The sequence below is a fragment of the Mesorhizobium sp. M7A.F.Ca.MR.176.00.0.0 genome, from assembly GCF_004023165.1.
Taxonomy (GTDB): Bacteria; Pseudomonadota; Alphaproteobacteria; order Rhizobiales; family Rhizobiaceae; genus Mesorhizobium.
Window position 1 is genome coordinate 36,490 of the sequence record NZ_RZTC01000040.1, and the last position, 17,385, is coordinate 53,874.

11 protein-coding genes and 4 pseudogenes are annotated in these 17,385 nt (G+C 57.8%); 5 read left to right on the forward strand and 10 right to left on the reverse strand.

Annotation, left to right across the window (positions count from 1 at the left end; all coding sequences use genetic code 11):
- Positions 1-118: 118 nt before the first annotated feature.
- The 3 genes and pseudogenes from EOB59_RS15650 to EOB59_RS15660 form a co-directional block, all read right to left on the reverse strand.
- Entirely contained in the window at positions 119-1,399 is a 1,281-nt protein-coding gene (locus EOB59_RS15650) for a KamA family radical SAM protein (RefSeq protein WP_128288744.1), read from the reverse strand.
- Between the two features lie 209 nt (positions 1,400-1,608).
- Positions 1,609-1,737, reverse strand: a pseudogene (locus EOB59_RS15655) (aminocyclopropane-1-carboxylate deaminase/D-cysteine desulfhydrase family protein); the annotation flags it as partial.
- A gap of 53 nt (positions 1,738-1,790) precedes the next feature.
- Positions 1,791-2,511, reverse strand: a pseudogene (locus EOB59_RS15660) (IS6 family transposase).
- A gap of 567 nt (positions 2,512-3,078) precedes the next feature.
- Between EOB59_RS15660 and EOB59_RS15670 the strand changes: the two are divergent.
- The 4 genes from EOB59_RS15670 (at position 3,079) to EOB59_RS15685 (ending at position 7,376) form a co-directional block, all read left to right on the forward strand.
- Entirely contained in the window at positions 3,079-3,837 is a 759-nt protein-coding gene (locus EOB59_RS15670; protein ID WP_164895663.1) for a class I SAM-dependent methyltransferase, read from the forward strand.
- A gap of 634 nt (positions 3,838-4,471) precedes the next feature.
- A complete protein-coding gene (locus EOB59_RS15675; RefSeq protein WP_128288746.1) occupies positions 4,472-5,248 on the forward strand; it encodes a condensation domain-containing protein in 777 nt (258 codons plus the stop codon).
- Positions 5,249-5,285: 37 nt separating this feature from the next.
- Positions 5,286-6,338, forward strand: a complete 1,053-nt coding sequence (locus EOB59_RS15680; protein WP_128288747.1) for a lysine 2,3-aminomutase — start codon at positions 5,286-5,288, stop codon at positions 6,336-6,338.
- A gap of 156 nt (positions 6,339-6,494) precedes the next feature.
- A complete protein-coding gene (locus EOB59_RS15685) occupies positions 6,495-7,376 on the forward strand; it encodes a MurR/RpiR family transcriptional regulator (protein WP_128288757.1) in 882 nt (293 codons plus the stop codon).
- Between the two features lie 472 nt (positions 7,377-7,848).
- Here EOB59_RS15685 and EOB59_RS15695 read toward each other — a convergent pair whose 3' ends face one another.
- From EOB59_RS15695 to EOB59_RS15715, 5 genes and pseudogenes are all read right to left on the reverse strand, one after another.
- The gene (locus tag EOB59_RS15695) at positions 7,849-9,525 is read right to left on the reverse strand and encodes an IS66 family transposase (protein WP_128288748.1); all 1,677 of its coding nucleotides are present in this window, start codon (positions 9,523-9,525) and stop codon (positions 7,849-7,851) included.
- 44 nt (positions 9,526-9,569) lie between these two features.
- Positions 9,570-9,935, reverse strand: a complete 366-nt coding sequence (gene tnpB, locus EOB59_RS35650) for an IS66 family insertion sequence element accessory protein TnpB (RefSeq protein ID WP_281061724.1) — start codon at positions 9,933-9,935, stop codon at positions 9,570-9,572.
- Entirely contained in the window at positions 9,854-11,311 is a 1,458-nt protein-coding gene (locus EOB59_RS15705; protein ID WP_245486645.1) for an ISKra4 family transposase, read from the reverse strand. Before EOB59_RS15705 ends, tnpB begins: the two co-directional genes overlap by 82 nt.
- A 47-nt stretch (positions 11,312-11,358) precedes the next feature.
- Positions 11,359-12,315 (reverse strand): annotated as a pseudogene (locus EOB59_RS15710) (DUF1403 family protein); the annotation flags it as partial.
- A 768-nt stretch (positions 12,316-13,083) separates the two neighbouring features.
- Positions 13,084-13,743, reverse strand: a complete 660-nt coding sequence (locus EOB59_RS15715) for a hypothetical protein (protein WP_128288750.1) — start codon at positions 13,741-13,743, stop codon at positions 13,084-13,086.
- Positions 13,744-14,128: 385 nt separating this feature from the next.
- On the opposite strand from EOB59_RS15715, the gene EOB59_RS15720 reads away from it, so the two are divergent.
- Positions 14,129-16,075: a nucleotide-binding protein gene (locus EOB59_RS15720; RefSeq protein WP_128288751.1), complete on the forward strand. Its 1,947-nt coding sequence runs from the start codon at positions 14,129-14,131 to the stop codon at positions 16,073-16,075.
- A gap of 227 nt (positions 16,076-16,302) precedes the next feature.
- On the opposite strand, the pseudogene EOB59_RS15725 reads toward EOB59_RS15720, so the two are convergent.
- Both EOB59_RS15725 and EOB59_RS36355 read right to left on the reverse strand, forming a co-directional pair.
- Positions 16,303-16,512, reverse strand: a pseudogene (locus tag EOB59_RS15725) (HRDC domain-containing protein); the annotation flags it as partial.
- A gap of 755 nt (positions 16,513-17,267) precedes the next feature.
- Positions 17,268-17,385 (reverse strand): HRDC domain-containing protein (locus tag EOB59_RS36355; RefSeq protein ID WP_245486646.1); only part of this gene is annotated, 118 nt, incomplete at its 5' end.

Here is a 17,385-nt window from a genome sequence, read left to right on the forward strand (position 1 = left end):
AACTTCCGCAGCAGCTCCCGCGCTCAATCTTTCGACATGCTCCCGGCAAACAGATTCCATAAACTCTCCTAGGAAGGCAGTGCTCATGCGCGATGCAGTGTGCCGCAGAGTCGTCTATTCAACCCGCCGCCGATCTGGCTTGAGCAGCCTGAACCGCATCGGTCAGCATGCGTTTGGCGCGCTGGGGATCTAACCACGCGGCCTGCGCATTTCGTGATAAAGATTGCAAAGGATCCGGATATATGAACAGCTGCTCCGGCCGGACAGAAGGAGCCCGGTAAACAGCAATCCCTGTCTGTCTATTATAATGCTCGAAGCTGTGAATGTCGCGTTTTCCGCCGCCCCCGGGCGTGTCGACAGCAAACAACGGGGTGTTGTACCCAGCCGTGATGCCGCGTACTGCCTTTTCTATCTGACAAGCAAGGCTGATCGAGCAGCGCATGTGCTCGAGTCCGTCGACAAGATCACAAGCGAACACGTAGTACGGCTGTATATGCAGGTGCGAGAGTTTTTTGACTAGCACTTTCATGACCAGGGGATCGTCGTTGACGCCAGCCATCAGAACCGACTGATTGCGCATCCTTATTCCGCGCTTGAAAAGAAGTTCTGCAGCCGCGATCGTGTAGTGGGTGATTTCTCGCGGGTGGTTGAAATGGGTATGAAGTGAGATGTCTACGCCCTGATTCCGGCCAGCGTCGCTAATATTGACAAGAGCATCAGTCCATTCATGATCGCTCGTGACTTTCATAGGCAGTACGGCGAGACCTTTCGTAGCGAATCTGATGTGGCGAATTGAGGAGATGGACAGAAGTCCCCTGCCAATCGCCAAAAATTTAGAAGGACTCAGTCGAAAGCAGTCCCCTCCCGAAACCACCACATCAACGATGACGGGGGTTGCACGAAGATACGCAAGGATAGCATCCCATCGGGTTTGAAATGGCGAAGCCCTTTTCTTCGACACCGATCGAGTATCTAGGCCCACGCTGTAACTTCGGGTGCAAAAACGACAATAGACCGGGCAACGATCCGTCGCGAGTAAAAGCGCCTTGTCAGGATAGCGATGCACCAATCCATCTACAGGCGAACTTTCTTGTTCATGTAGCGAATCCATTCTTATTAACGGGTGAGATGGAAGAATCTCGCTTCCGACGGGTATGAACTGCTTGCGGATTGGGTCTTGGAGGAAGTTCGACCAGTCGATTAGGTTCAGAACATAGGGTGTGATCCGCATCGCCATAGGCGCGCGCGAGAGGCCGAGTTCAACGTCTTGTATCAGGTTGCCGTTGGCGCCGCCTCCCATCAACTCGCGCAACTGGTCCACGTGAGTAACAGCACTGCGCTCCTGCCATGCGGCGTCAGCGAATTCGGGTCTTATCATCTCTTGCAGTACAGGTTTCATCGGCACTTCTCTCGGGCGGGAAAGGGGAAATTGGACGGGTTCTCCACAGTCCGTGACGCATATATGGATAACTATGCGAGAACCGTGCCGAAAGCAGATAGTTCTTTTGGAAGCAACATGTTAGCGCTAGCACTACATATTTCCGCCCTCTGAAATGTCGAAAATCCAACAAAAGATGTCTGCCTGGTATGGACGCTCCAACACGCTGCTTTCATGCCCATCTTGTCGGCGACCGCTGCCACCATCCGGGTGCGGTTGGACTGCACGCCCCCGACGGTGACCAGCGTATCGGCATCTGACGCGATCGCATCGGGAACGATGTATTCGAGCTTGCGCAGCGGCGATGTCACGTTTTCTGGCTATGAACGCGCTGAGAGCTACGGCGCTGTTGTCAGCTGACCACGGTTACGACTTTCCATTCCGCCATGGCCTGCAGGCGGTGAATATGTGTGGCGAGAGCGGAGCGTTTTGAGCGAGGTGGAACGAAGAGGTTGCGCAGAGCCGAGAAGATCGAGACGAAACGCTGCAGGCTTCCTGGCGACCGGAAGCCCTGCATCACCCGCTCTCGTTTTCGCAGCGGCACATGGGAATTCTCGGCGCGGTTGTTCAATCCTTTGTGTGACCGGTGCTCGACTGTGTGACCGGTGCTCGACGTCCGGCATCACCTGACGCTTGGCCGCCCCATACGAGCGCAGCTTGTCAGTGATCATGCGCTTCGGTGCGACGCCCTGTTTCTTCAACAGGCGCGTCAGCAATCGCTTGGCCGCCTTGGTGTTGCGGCGGTTCTGGACGATCTCGTCGAGGACCTAGCCGTCCTGATCGACGGCGCGCCATAGCCAGTGTTTTCGGCCAGCAATGGTGATGACGACTTCGTCCAGGTGCCAGATGTCATCGCGGCTCGGCTGCTTGCGGCGCAAGCGGCGAGCATAATCGGGCCCGAACTTCTTGCCCCAGCGGCGGATCGTTTCGTAGGAGACCACGATGGCGCGCTCCAGCAGCATTTCCTCGACCAGACGCAGGCTCAAGGGTAACCGGTAGTAGAGCCAGACCGCATGGGCGATGATCTGCGGCGGGAAACGATGGCGCTTGTAGCTGATGGCAGGCATTATCATGCCGCCGTCCCTATGCAGCAAATGCTGACGCACGGTTTACGTGACAACACCCCCACGCCTCATCGACAAACTCACCCGCGCGCAACTGCTCATCCTCGATGACTTCGGAACTCACAGCCTCACCGACCAGAGGTCTGCTCAGGCTTCCCTCGCGTTCGGCCCGCTGGATCGCTCGACTACCCGAGGCGGCCTTTTATCATGAGGCTTCGATCCGACCAGTTACCCAGCCAAACCGCTCGTCAGCTTCCACATCAATCGACAATTCTCTGGATGGAGTCTTCCTCCACTTGCGATACTCGCCTTCGAGCCGCACCGAGAGAAGCGGGCTGGGAGCGCCGATTATGCTTGTTCCGCAACGCTGCTGCTTATTGCGGAGACGCAAGGTTAGAAAAGCAAACCTTCACAGGGTGCTCCCTGACCTGTCAGTCATTTCACAAACTTAACGAAATATTGACAATTGTTCACTTTCAACATGTCCGGTCACGTGCGAAACAAAGCGGGCGTGGAGATAGCCTCTTTCGCAGATCATGTAACCTAAACGAAGCCACCCCAGAACGGATGATTCACATGAACGATGCCACACCCCCACATTCCCTATCCGAACTTGAAACATACTTCAGTGAAGATTATTTGCATTTCGCGGACCTCGTCAATCCGCGTGAGAAAAGCGACCGGGAAGCAGGAGCAATTTGGAAGCTTCTTTCACTTGAACATGGCAGCCCAGTTCTTGAACTCGGATGCGGCTATGGCCGGATTACCAATCGGTTGGCGGAAAAAGGCGCGCGAGTAACCGGCTTGGATGCCTCGCCGACTTTGCTGAAAAAAGCGGAAGCGGATGCGGCTGAACGGACTGTGGATGTTGAGTATGTTCTTGGCGACATGCGCTCACTTCCCTGGCGGGATCGGTTTGACGCAGCCTATCTGTGGTATACTACGTTTGGCTATTTCGATGAAGCCGATAATGAGAGAGTCCTTCGTGAAGCCGCTGCTTCACTTCGAAAGGGCGGTCGTCTGCTGATCGATCAGATAAATCGCTTCTTTTTGCTGCGCGAGCAGTCGCCTAGCTGTGACGTCGTGCAACGCGACGATGATTTAAGGATTGACACAATCAACAACGACCCGCTGACCGATCGTCTAAACTGCGAAAGGATCGTCGTCCGTGGCGGTTCCGTGAGACGTATGCGTCTTTCTGTCAGACAATATGGGTATTCCGAATGCGTTCGTATGTTGCAAAATGCGGGGTTCGATTCTGTTGAAGCCTATGGACAGGAAGGCGCGGAGTTTACACCCTATGGCCCGCGTCTCGTCGTAGTCGCGTACAAGTAGATGGCTGCGAGGCCGATTTGAAGCCGAGCATTGATCGCGGGGCTCCGAGCAGCGGTCATCGGCTGGGTTGCTGACGCCAGCCTGATTCGAAGTAACCACCGTTGACGGACGATACAATGAACCTGCGCGCGCTCATGGACAAGGGCCCTGAGCCGGCGAACGCCACATGCGCAAGCCGTGGCCGCGAGTGAGCCTGAGTGCGCCGACCTGCTGGAAAAACGCGTGGCCAGATTTCAAGCGAAGTGACAACGCCTCTCCTCGCCATCGATGCCCGCGACGGCCCCGATTTTAACTTTCGATCTTGAGCGCGCTGGCCGGCCCACCGTGGTCGTTTTGGGCACAAACCGACGAGCCCACAACCAAACGCGTCGACGAATGGATGAAGAAAACATCCCATGAGTGCCGAATGACGACCGTCTTGGACGTCGGTGTATTGAGCAGTGTCGAGTGGACGACGTCAATGTTCGGAACCCGACATGCTGAGGCGCAAGTATTCCGGAAGTGCGGCGCTGAACGGAGGGTTTTGCCCTTTTGCTTGCACAACCTCTCCGGTGGCATGCCGATTGCACAGTAACATGCCGAGGAACGCGATACGACCACAACGGTTTCGCTGCCTCCGGCCAAGGAGGGCCACATGAAACTTGCCCTAACGATCCAAATCATTGCCATAGACACTGCACTCTCGAGTGAGGTCTCGCCAGTTGTAGCTTTGGCGCGTCGGTTGCGGGTGCTGCTGTCATTTCCTCAGCAGGGGGTGTGGTTATTGTGGCGTCTGGCGTGCGGTTGCGAGATCTGTCGCATCCAGATGGAGCTATCGCTTCCCGGCGAACTCGATGAGACGGCGGCCTTGGGCGTTTTGGTGGCGCATGATGAGGTGCTATGCGTCACTTTCCCGGCGAAGGACGGTCTGGCAGCGGCAGCGGACGCGGAAGTGATACTCGCGGAGCTGAAGCTCCATGGAGCACAGGCGGCCAACCATCATGTGCTGCTGATCACTATGGACCAGATGGTCGTGGACGACCGGTCGGAAAAGATCCTGGCCCGCGAACTTAGGGAGCTCTACGCCGCGGCCACGAACCGGCAGGAGCCGTTGCGAATGAGGTATGCGGACCACGCCATTTGGCAGCGCAGTTGCTCAGCGAGGGCGGGCGTTGGGCGTCAGCCGGCATACTGGTGGATACTGGCGGACACATCAAAGATGCTAGAGCTGCCGACGAACCGGCCGCGTCCGATGCAGCAGGGCTACAGGTGCTGCCACGTCGACTTCGCGCTGCGCGAGGAACTGGCCGCACAGCTGAAGACGCTGAGCCGGCGTTGCGGGGACGACGGTGTTCGTGAATCTGCCGGCGGGTTACCCGTTGACGCTGGCGCGGTTGTCGCGCGGGACTCAGCGCCGACTCACGCTTGCTAATTGTCTTTCCTTAACTCCGGCCGGAGCCCAGACTCTCATGAATTTTATCGAGCGAACGCGCGTCGTTACCGAAGGTGAGCTGCGAGCTAACGGAATTACGCGTTATCATGTCACAAAATTCTACCGTGAACAGATCACCAGCAGCGGTTACTACGATCAGCTTAAGTACATCGTGGAGCCCTCACTTAAGGAGTTCGACAGCCCCGGCAATCTGGATACGAGCGGCGAACACGACAACACGGTGGTGCGCGGACTTCAGCACAAGTATGCCCAGACGGGATTGATACTGGTGACCGCCCTTTGCGCTTCGTACTGCCGTTATTGCTTTCGCAAACGCATTGTCGGTAACGACTCGGACGAAATCGCACCTGATTTCGCACAGATTGCGCAATATATTGGTGACCATCCTGAGATGACGAACGTGCTGTTATCGGGTGGTGACCCGTTCGTGCTTAGCACCGGCAAGCTGAACGAGATCCTCGATCAACTGCTGCCGATCCCACATTTGGATTCGATTCGATTCGGCACAAAAATGCTCGCTTATGAGCCGAAGCGGTTCGAAGATCACGCTCTACCGGCCTTGATTCACCGGATTCATGAAGCGGGTAAGGCCGCAATGGTCGTCACACATTTCGACCACATCGGTGAAATCTCGGTCGATGCGGAACGCAACATTCGCTCTTTGCGCGCACAGGGCGTGCAGTTCCTCAACCAGGCCGTGCTTCTCGCGAAAGTCAACGATGATCCCGAAATCTTGGCGGCGACCTTCGCCAAGTGTCACCAAATAGGCGTCCGCCCATATTATCTTTTCCAGGGCAGGCCGGTGAAAGGCGCATCGCATTTTCAGGTCACACTGCGGCGCGGACTAGAGATTGCGCACGGCATCAACCAACGTCTCAGCGGCATCCAAAAGACATTCAAATACATCATGTCCCATTACACCGGAAAGATCGAGATCCTTGACCTCGGAGCCGATGGCCGGGTGTACATGCGCTATCACCAAAACAAGACCCCGGAAAAGATCGGAAAAATCTTTTCGCGGCCGGACCGCGAGGGCGCCTGCTGGTTGGACGATTTGCCCGAAGGATGAAAACCGAAAGGCGCGTAATGCTCAGTACCTATCCAAAGCGAGCGTCCCGCCGTTTCATGCGATTGCGCAGCGAAGCGGCGCTGGAGGCTTTACCGGTGCTGTCACATTGTAGCGCGGCAATTCCAGAATTTGCAACAACGACAGGTAAGCATGGCTATTGAAAAGGGACCGCTCGGGGAGACGCTCCTCAAGGCTTTCGACGGAATGTCGGAACAACTGCAGAACGCGGCCCGCTTTATTCTCGATCGCCCATGTGATGTCGCTCTTCTTTCGATGCGTGAACAGGCTCGGCAAGCCGGCGTACAACCTGCAACAATGACGCGTCTTGCTAAGCATCTTGGGCTGCGGGGGTTCGACGATATTCGCAACATGTACGCTGAAGCGTTGCGGGATGCAGGTGCTCGATTGCCTGGAATGGCAGGAAAACAGGTTGCGAACCGAAAGCAAAGGGACGATAACGCGCTTGCTGCAGAGATGCTCAATTCGGTCGCAAGGCACATTGCGCAGCTTGCGCAGGCGTCATCCCTTGATCGGATAGTGTCAGCGGCAGCATCTCTGGCTAAGGCCCGCACGATCTACTGTCTTGGACTGCGTTCCAGTCATCCAGTGGCTTGGCAGTTGCAATATATTCTCAGTGTCGTCGGCGAGAAATCGGTGCTGCTGGATGGGATTGCGGGCACAGGGAGCGACGCTATTAGAAACGCTTGTGAAGATGACGCTCTGCTTGTCGCAAGTGTCCACCCGCATACACGGGCGACGTTTGAGTTAGCAAAGTACGCCAACTCTGTTGGAATTTCAGTTATTGCTATTACTGATAGCGAGGTCTCCCCTTTGGCACGCATCGCAGAAACCACCGTCGTGGTTTCGACGAATAGTCCATCATTATTTCATACGATGACCCCTGCTTTTGCAATTGCCGAGATTCTGGGATCTCTCATTGCGGCCCGTGGGGGTGATAAAGTACTGGAAGCCATCGAGTGCTTCAAAAAACAACTCGCAGCACTCGACACGCATTTGAAACGAGTCAGACCCCAGTAGGCCTCGGCCAATCGCAAGGCGACAATCTGGAAGAGAGGCGCTCTCACGTTGATTGCCGCGCCGCAGCCGCAGTTCGTCCAAAGACAGGAGATCTTCCTGGTAGGTGGCCCACAGGCGCTCGATGCCTTTGCCGACACGCGTGAGGTCGCGTTCAGCAGCCCCCTGCCGTTTCTTTGTGGGCTCGCACGCGGGGCCGCATCAAGGCGACGGTCAGGCTTGGCTGCCGAGAAGACTGAGGTGGAGACGCTTCAGTGATTCTCGGAGGATCGGATGAACGTGCACAAAAATGCTCGTCTGACGCGACACCGTCGAGAGCGAATCGTCAGACAAGTCGAGAGCGGGCAAGCGCTGGAGGCCCGCAATGTACTTGTAAAGCCGGATCCGGCGGGCGTGTCGTACGCATACGACGAAGGCCGCATGATTGGCACGCGCGCGTGCGTGCGGCGGGCTCTATGATGGCGATGCGTGAAGGTCAGGCGGCCTGCTGATTGGCGGGCTTGTCGGCTTCGCGCAGGCGCTTCCAGTGCCAGGGCAGTAGTTCGTGCAGACGTGAGGTGGGAAGATCGGCAATGCGGGCCAGGACATCGGCGAGCCAGGCTTTCGGGTCGACGTCGTTGAGGCGTGCCGTGGTGATGAGGGTAAGCATGACGGCGGCGCGGTCGGCGCCGCGCTGGGAACCGGCGAAGGTCCAGTTGCGCCTTCCCAGAGCAATGCCGCGCAGCGCTCTTTCGGCCGCGTTGTTGCTGAGGCAGATCCTGCCGTCGTCGATGAAGCGGGCGAAGTCGGCCCAGCGCCTGAGCATGTAGTTGATCGGCTTCAGGACCTCGGAAGAGCGCGAGAGGGTATCGCGCTCGCGGAGCAACCAGACGTGCATGTCGTCGAGAAGTGGTTTGCTTTTCTCCTGCCGCACGGCATACCGCTCGTCCGCGCTGCGGCCGTTGATGGCGCGCTCGATCTCGAACAGCGCGTCGAGGCGCCTGACCGCCTCCAGCGCGATCGGTTTGCCCTTCTTGCCATCTCGGGCCTTTTTCGCGATGTCGGCCAGTTCGAAGAATCCTCGCCGCGCATGGGCGTAGCAAAAGGCGGGCGTGATCGGCTGCTCCTTCCGCTGCGGGTCGAACAGCGGCTCGAAGCCACTGTAACAGTCGCACTGAAGAATGCCGGCGAACCCGGCCAGATGCTTCTGAGGACGCTCGCCACGTCGGTCGCTCGAGGCGTAATAGATCGCCGCCGGCGGCGCAGGCCCGGCGAAGGGACGGTCATCGCGCGTATAGGTCCATATGCGCCCGGTCGCGCACTTGCCCTTCGCCAGGATGCGAATGGTGGTGTCGTCGCCATGAAGGCGCTCGGCCGCGAGCACATGGCGCTCGATCAGCTGGAAGAGCGGCATGACGGCGGAGGTTCCGTGGCCGACCTGATCGGCCAGCGTCGACAGCGGCAGGTCGATCCCCTCGGCCTTGAAGCGCGCGCTCTGGCGGTTGAGTGGAGCATGCATGCCGAACTTGTCAAACAGGATTGTCGCCAGCAGTCGGGGACCGATGAAGCCGCGCGGCGTGGCATGGAACGGCGCCGGCGGCTGGGTGATCTTCTCGCAGTCGCGGCAGGTGAACTTTTCGCGCACCGTCGCGATCAGCTTGAAGCGGCGCGGGATCTCCTCCAGCGTCTCGGTCACGTCCTCACCCAGTTTCGACAGCCGCGATCCGCCGCAGCAGGCGCAGGCAGTTGGAGGGTCGATGACGACGCGCTCGTGTTCGATGTCATCCGGCCATGGCTTGCGCACCGGTCGCTTGCGCGTGAAGGGGCGCACCGTCTGCGTCTTCGCCGCCGCGGCCTGCGCGGCAAGCTCGTCCTCGGTCGCCGAGGTGACGAGGTCTTCGAGTTCCAATTCCAACTGCTCGATCAGCCGCGCCGTGCGCTCGGAGCGCTGCCCGTACAATTCGCGTTTCAGCTTCTCGATGCGCAGCTCGAGATGCGCAATCCGCGCCGCGGTGTCGGACAGCATGGCCTGCGCGTTGGCGGCTTCAGCCTGCCAGTTGGCAGCATCCGCGACCGCCACATCGCGTTCAGCCTGCAACGCCTCACGTTCAGCCAGCAGCGCCACGTAGGCGCTGGCAAGATCCGAGGGGAGCTCAACCGGCTTCGAAGTCATATGCCGATTGAATCACATTCCATTGTATTTTCAACTAAAAAATGCTACCCAACCCGAGCTGGGCGCCAGGTTTCCTGAGGGTTCCGCCAGTCTATGCCAGACAAGAGATAACTCAGCTGTGCAGAAGATACTGTCACAGCTCCACCCTCAACTGTTGGCCATATGAAGCGGCCGAGCTCGAGTCTTTTTGTGAACAGGCATGCTCCTTGGCCATCATGCCAGATGACCTTCAACAAATTTCCGCGTTTCCCCCTGAAGCAAAACAGGTTGCCCCCAAGGGGATTATGTTTGAGGACCTCCTGCACCGAGACCGGTAACTTCTCTGGGGTCAGGCGGCGCGCAGGAGTGGCGGTCTGGGCTTGAATAGTGGTGGGACGTTCGGCTCTGTCTGTCGGAACGATGCCCGCAATCGATCGCGAAGCTCGCCGTTGAGATCTGCCGTGCGGACCTGCATGAGCATGTGAGCGCCGTGAAGCGACCATCGCATCTGCTGTTTCTTGACCATCCGCTTACCGACGAGTGAATTCACTGCTGACTCAGCCAAGGTCGTGGCGACGCGAAGCCCGGCTCGGTAGCGCTTGCCATAGTTGATGATCGCGCCGCGGTTCGATCGGATATAAGTCAGGAGCTGCGAGCCGAGGCTGTGAAGACGGACGACGGAGAACTCGCCGCCTCCCTGCAAATCGATCACTCTCTCCAAGAGTTGTTCCAGGTCGCGGATCGCGCGATCGACCCGCCCATGCCACAGACGCCACTTCACCGCTCTGATGTCCTGGTCGATGAGGGGAAGCGCTTCCGAGAGACCCGATGGGGATCGAGCCATATGATCGGCGATCTGCTGCATCGGCTGGATCTTCATGGCGATGTGGAACCAGTCGATGATGTGGGCCGTCGGCTTCGGCATTGCGCGGGGCAGCCGCTTCAGGATTTCGGCGCCGTCCGAAATCACGGTCACATCGCCAAAGCCGCGGTAACCTACTTCCCGAAGGGCATGAAGCGCACGATCCCGGATTGCCCGTTGGTCCGTGCTGCTGGTCACGAAATAGCGGCCGCCACCTTCGCCCCGCCCGCCGCGGCCGCATCGGGCCACGACGAGCTCGAAGTTGCGCGCTGAATTGGGATCGGCGCTGCGAACATGCGCAGTATCGATGCTGATGACGAACTCTTTGCGGCGATCGCCGGGCAGCTGCATTTCAAGCTGGCGTCGTTCGTCCGTTTGCGCCCTTGCGTGCAATTCTTCGTCAGCAACCTGGTCGTCGAGCCGTTCGCCAATCCTGATGGTTCGCTTGCGCACGGTGGCATGCGTCTCGGTCGGCTCAACAGGTAGGAATTCGGCAAGCACATCCGCTGCCCGTCGGTACGGCATCATGCTCCCCAGCCGCGCCGTCAGTTCCATCAGCTCGGATGTCGCTCGATCGGGGCAGATCTCCTTCAGCGGCGCGAAGGCAATGACCATGCCCGGGTAACAATCTCGGCACATCATCCAGCGAGGATTGCGCACCTCCACGGTGCCGAAGACGGTCCGGATCTGGCGCGTCGTGTAGTCCTTGACCGGCCGAAACCTGTGGCAATCCGGGCAGACCCGGCGAAAGAGCGAATACGTCTCCGCCTCGTGGTTCACAACCGCGCTCTGCAGCGCCGTCATGATCGTCTTACCATCCTCGATCGACAGGCCAAGGTCGCCGTCAGACAGGCGGTTCCAGCTCTTGTCGATGCGAACCGCCTTCCGGCAAACGTCACCGAACTCGTTCCTGCCCTCGATCGTGATCGTCCATTCCACCGCCATCGCATTCTCTCCGAACAAAGCGACGCTGATGGACTACGCAGGCCTAATAAACCGTATTCGACCCCAGAGAAATTACCGGTCTCGAGCTCGCGCACGGCCTCCAGTTGCTGCAGCCGTTCGAACAGCCGCCGCGATGCAAAGCGCGACAGATTTTTCGTCGTCAGCGATCCGGAGACGGCGTCCTCACTGAGCAGCAGAAAGATTACGTCGCCGGCGCCTTTGGCGCGCAGTTTCGGCGCCACCGACAGGAGTTTTTCGGCCCGGCGCGACAGCTCGGCGGCCAACCGACAAGCGTCCGCGGCGGCCGTAACGAGCGCGACGCAAACCGCCCGCTCAAAATTCTTGTCCCCGGGCCGGATGCGCCGGCCAGCGCCGGCCTCGCCGCGAAAAGCCGGACCAAAGGCTTGCGCCATCAGCAGCGGCAGCGGCCGCGGCCAGCGCAGGCTTTGCGCCAGCACCAGGTCGGCGAGCCACCAGGCCAAAAGCTCCGCATTGGGGCGCATGGCGACGACGCGAGCGGCGATCGCCGCCGCGGCGAACGGCGCCGGCTGCTCCGAGCGCGCCAGGTCGTCGATGTGTTCACAAAGCGTGGCCAGCGCCTCGACATCCCAATGGAGGCCAAGCTGGTTGAGTATCTTCTCGAGCCGGTCAGGGGTAGCGACGGGCGGCTGCCCGGCCAACTGCCGCCAGGCGCCAAAGATGGTGCCGGCGGGACCGGGGTCGGCACCGGCCTGGCGCAGATACCAGGCGTCGCGCAAGGCGGCCGCGTCCTCGGCGCGGCCGGCGAGCAGCATGCTGGTGGCGGCGCAGCGAAGCGCCAGCCGCTGCCGCCAGGCCCCGGCCCAGGCAGGTTGCGCGCGGCCGAGCGTGTCGAGGACACCCAAGGCGGCGCCGGCCCGGAAGGCGGCGTCGCTCTCGCTCGGCGCGCTGGCAATTGTGATCGCCCAGGCCGGAACGGAGGGCGGCGCAGAAGAGCTGGCGGTCGAGGGATCAAGGCGAATCATGATCTGGAGGGTAAAGCGGCTGTGCGCTTTGCGCCATCAATTTCGCACCGAAACGCACAGCCTGTCGGATCAGCATAATGAATGATAATGTTGCATTATCAATCTCTTCACGAGTTCGTCCCTGCTAAGCCATCCGGCCAACAAGTAAGTCTCGACAGGGCACCTTTTTGCGCAGCCGGACGAAACTCCGTTCGGAAATGTGCCGGCTCGCGGCGTAGGAGCCTGCTCAGGTTCAGATGTCATGAAGGCATCTAACGCCCGATCTGCCGCGCAACTTCGGTCCCATATTCATTGCCGACGGGGTATCTGAGGGCGACGTTTTTTGCGGGTTTTTCCTGGTCGGCGCTTTGGAGGTGATGCTGGCGCCGATTGTCACAGGCTACTTCACTATCTGTTCCTTGACCGATGAGATCTTTTGCGCTGCGGCGCTCCCGTCTTTGCTGTGGGTCACCTTCTGACCCAAGCCCCAACGTACACACGCGGGAGTGTCCTACAAGCCATCGGTTTCGACAGATAGGATGGATTGGGCAGGCGAGCCCAAAAGCTGCGAGCTTAGAGCGGTTATAAATCGTAGTTGTAGCTGTGTAACAAACTGTGTAACAAAAAGCGCGAAAAGACTAGTATTTTCAGTATCATAGGAGTGAAAGGGAATCCCTCCCTCTCCGCCATATTTCCTTGCGTGTAACGGGTTAGAAAAACGGGCTTATTCAAGCGAGCTATTGACCCAGGTGCCCCACACCGGTGCTCCAATATTAGCAATTCGGCCCGCTATTTCGCGTCCCCTTCAGGTTTCTTGACGGCCCGGCTACGGTATTCCTCCCTTTGCTTTTGCCTATCCCTTTGCTCTCGGGCTCGGTCCTCGGATGAGTAAACGTCTGCGCTGAGCTTCCGCGATCCGCTTGCGACGTATTGCCAGTCCTCGCGAAGCTTCTTAACTTGCTCAGCTATCTGAATGAGCGGAGAGCGAGCCCCTAAGGTACCAAACCCCTCATAGTCGTCCAACGATTGTTCGTAACTGAGCGATAGGCGCCGCTTCTCAGCCGGACGATGTTTCCAGCTTGTCGTGATCTGGTAGGTCTTCTTGTTGTATAGGCTAAACTCTCCGACATAGCTGGATAGCGACTGGCCTGGCTTCAGCACGCTCACGCGCTTTAGTGGCCGTTCTCCTGACAGGTTACCTTTATATTTCTCCAGCTCGGGACTAAAGGTCACTTCAACGTCGTGCGCAGCAGCATTTCCTGTGTTGGTAACGATCAAGTCTAGGTGGTTAATAGCCCAATCATTCGGCTCGAGGGTTGCTACGACGTGCGCCTGAGCCGTCGCATTCGAAAGCCGCTTAGTTTCCCGCGCCAACACCCAAGTGAAGATGCCGAGGCCTATAGTTGCAATGGCGGTGACAACCATAGACGCGGTCTGCACATCTGCCATAGCTCGCAAGCCCGCCAACAAATAGGATAGAACGTCTCCAACCATACTGGCACCCCCCCAATTCTAGGCAGATAACATGAACGCAGAGGATGATCTACTGGCCGCGAAGATAGCTGGTCGGCACCTGTTCTAGTACCTGTTTCTCGGGCTGTAAGATCGAGGGTACTATCAACGCCCATGGCTAGGGTGGCGGACAAGCTGTAGATCACCAGTGCATAAGCTGGCAAAACGCAGGCCCGGGTGGGGCAACTGAAACGGCCGCCGGTGCCCTCACGAGAGAACGTCTCAAATGTGTAACACCAGATTTCTTAATGCATGCCTTGAGGTGGAATCAAGTAATCAAGCGACAGCAATTGCGACTGACCCACTCCATTTGGACCGATAAATGAGCAAGCCAAAAATATTCATCGCTTCGTCACGAGAGAACATCGAAACTGCCCGGGCGATCCAAGACGCGTTCGACCACGACGCATTGGTAACGACCTGGGACCAAGACACGTTTGGGCCGTCCGAGTATCCTCTGGAATCCCTCGATAAGGAACTCGATAAGGCTGATTTCGGTGTGTTCGTTTTTTTCCCCGACGACGTGACGGTGATGAGAGGGGAACAGCTAAGCACGGTTCGTGACAACGTGATTTTTGAACTTGGGCTTTTCGTTGGGCGCCTAACTCGGCGACGAACCTTTATTCTGAAGCCTCGCGGAACTGACATTCATTTGCCGTCCGATCTCAGCGGAATCACGCCTGTTGAATACGACCATAAGCGTGAGGACGATAATCTATTGGCGGCGGTTGGACCTGCGGCGCGAAAAATCCGCAAGGCTATGAGAGAAATGGGAACACGGCTCAAGGCCGATACAGCTGGCCTCGTCGAAGCAGAAGACCGTGCAATACCGGCAAACGTCGAGCCAAGCACATCGTCGTACTTGATAGAGCCTGAGCCCTCTTGGTCGCGTTCGAGATTCGAACGAGCTCTTATGATGGCTGTCTTCAGCGACAGTAAGCTTGACGAGGAGGCCGTGGATTCTGCGTTCAGAAGAAGTCCAATGGCGAACTCTGACGAGTCAATTGCAATATGGGAAGCTTGGCAAATCTACGCTCATATGATCGCTGGTGAGCCAGGGGCAATCAATAACATTCAGGAAAAAGTTCACGCGTTTCCAAACAGCAGCAGGCTTCTGCAATTGCTCGGGCAAGCGCTTGCCCACTATGGCGATAAAGAGGCCGCCTCTCATACATTCATGAGTGCACTAACCAATGCCTCAAACATTGAAGCTGCTCAGTCATCTATTTCCAAATTGGTTGACATTCATCAAGACACTCCAGAACTGTTGGACCATGCCAAGCTGCGCGCCCAGTTGATCGCCTTTCCACACACCGCGCCAACGGATCAAAAGCAATTTAATGGTGCGATGAGAAGCTTGGCGGGGTACGCCGGGTTGAAGCACATAGCCCAGGCCATTGATGAGGTACGTGTCAAAAGCGCTCCCGATGACGGATCCTTGAGATTTAGCCTAGCCCATGGCTATAGCGAAAATGATCCAGAACTAAGTTTGCTGCACTATGAATGCATTCCAAACTCAGAGCGGTCAGGCATGGTTTGGAACAATCTTGGGGTGGCGTATTCAGCTTTGACTATGCGAGGGGCCGCAGTTGCAGCCTATCGGATTGCATCCGAAAAGGGCGAGACAATCGCGGACGGAAATCTAGCCCACAATCTCATTCACGCTGGCCTATTTGACGACGCCCGAAAGCAGGCGGAGTCTGCAATCAAAGTGCCAAACCATAACGAAAACGTTGTGACAGCGCTTAACACGCTTAGCGCAGCTATCGCCGAGGAGGAAAAGAAGGCCCAACAAGCAAGAGTCGCTGCGTCTCAAAAGCAAGCATTTTTCGAACGGCTTGGACGAGCAAGCTTGACCTCGGGCGAAAGAGGTATCGTTGGGAATTGGCAGACCCAAGATGGGACGATCAATTTCGAACTGGTGGGGGGTGACAGATATGTTGGAACGGGTGAATTCAAACGCGAAGTACCAAATAACAGTCTAATCGGCTTGTTCGCACCTCAACCTAATACGCGAATTGAAACAATCCTTGTGGAGGTTCATCTCCGCAGATTCGGAGACGCCTTCGAAGGCACAATAACACGCCGCTCTGAAGATGTTAGCGCATACAAAACGATCCTTGGCTCGTTTGGTCGAGACAACTCTGTGACCATTTATCTTGCCGATGACCACATCCTTCTTGGCCAAATCAATAGCTATGAAAAAGAAACAATAAGTTGGCGTAAGGTCGGAGAATCGCCCCTCCAGATTGAGGTGGCGTCGGCATAACGTGTCGATTTTGTTAATCAGCCCGAGAGGTTATTTTGAAGGTCGGGCGGGAGCTTCACGGCGCCCACGAACGCTCTCTTCGCCTTCTCTGGTTCCTGTCCATGTAGTAGTGCTGGCTTAAGTCCAGACTCTTCCCGCGCTAGCTCCCGGCCCAACCACCCACAAAAACGTTCCGCTCTTGCAAGCTGGCATCAGCCGCTTTGCGGATGGTCAGCGGTGGAACGACTTCAGGCCGAGCCATCGGATTGGTGCGCCGCGATTGCATCCAGAAAAACCTGGCCGAACTCCTTGAGCTTTGCCGCCCCAACCCCATTCACTTCGGCGAAGGCGTCGAGGTCGTGCGGGCGGCGCTCGGCCATGTCGATCAGCGTGCGATCCGAGAACACCACATAGGCCGGCACCTGGCGCTCCCTGGTGAGACGCAGGCACAGCGCCTTGCCGGTGCGTGCCGCCGCGGCACGTGGCCCAGTTGGCACGTATATTAGCAATCAACGATATATTAACGGCCATGATGCAACCTTTCAGTGTCGGGGACGGGAACCAAACCCCGATCGACGTTCCAGCGCCCCTCTGTGCCGGGACGTTCCGCCGATGCGGAGCAAAACGCATGAGAGTCGAAACAGCACTGGCACAGCTGCTGCGGATGATTCACCGTCGCGCCCTGAAATTAGCGACATTGCCAGACGATGAAAGAGATCCGCACTACGATCTCATCCGCCTGTCATGTTGCGGAGCCGCTGAGTTGATTGGGCAAAGTCCGGACAGGGCAGCTGTCACGGCAAACAGCATGGTTGAATTTACTCGCGCAATGGTCGGGATCATTGAGACAAGCCGCGGATTAGATGCAGGACGAAGCGACCAATGGGCGCCGAGCGACAGTTCTACAGTTTGGCAGCCTGGGCGATCGCAGTAGGCGTGGTCGCTGATCGCTTTATCGCACGTACCTGCCAACGGCTGGCTGATAGCTGAATAAAAGACCTCGCCGCTCCATTTGCGAAGCGGCGAGGGCCCCATCGCCCCATGCCGGATCCCATGGTCCCAACACCCGGCATTGCTGACATTGCAATTGTGATGCCAGCGGCAAATGACCCATTGTGGGGCAGGCCAACCGGCGCCTTGGCCTACGTCCCGTCCCAGAGCCTCACCAACGCGCGTTGTGGCGGCTGCGGCTGCGCAATTCCTTGGCCTGATTTCAGACCGTTCCACCCGACTGGTGCGCCGCAATAGCGCTCAGAAAAACCTCGCCGAACTCCTTGAGCTTCGCCGCCCCGACACCGTTCACTTCGGCGAAGGCGTCGAGGTCGTGCGGG

Bases quoted from the DNA above. Each gene is read 5' to 3' on its own strand.
- EOB59_RS15720 (WP_128288751.1), top strand. From the start codon at position 14,129: ATGAGCAAGCCAAAAATATTCATCGCTTCGTCACGAGAGAACATCGAA.
- EOB59_RS15705 (WP_245486645.1), bottom strand. From the start codon at position 11,311: ATGGCGGTGGAATGGACGATCACGATCGAGGGCAGGAACGAGTTCGGT.
- EOB59_RS15675 (WP_128288746.1), top strand. From the start codon at position 4,472: ATGAAACTTGCCCTAACGATCCAAATCATTGCCATAGACACTGCACTC.
- EOB59_RS15680 (WP_128288747.1), top strand. From the start codon at position 5,286: ATGAATTTTATCGAGCGAACGCGCGTCGTTACCGAAGGTGAGCTGCGA.
- EOB59_RS15695 (WP_128288748.1), bottom strand. From the start codon at position 9,525: ATGACTTCGAAGCCGGTTGAGCTCCCCTCGGATCTTGCCAGCGCCTAC.
- EOB59_RS15650 (WP_128288744.1), bottom strand. From the start codon at position 1,399: ATGAAACCTGTACTGCAAGAGATGATAAGACCCGAATTCGCTGACGCC.
- EOB59_RS15715 (WP_128288750.1), bottom strand. From the start codon at position 13,743: ATGGCAGATGTGCAGACCGCGTCTATGGTTGTCACCGCCATTGCAACT.
- EOB59_RS15670 (WP_164895663.1), top strand. From the start codon at position 3,079: ATGAACGATGCCACACCCCCACATTCCCTATCCGAACTTGAAACATAC.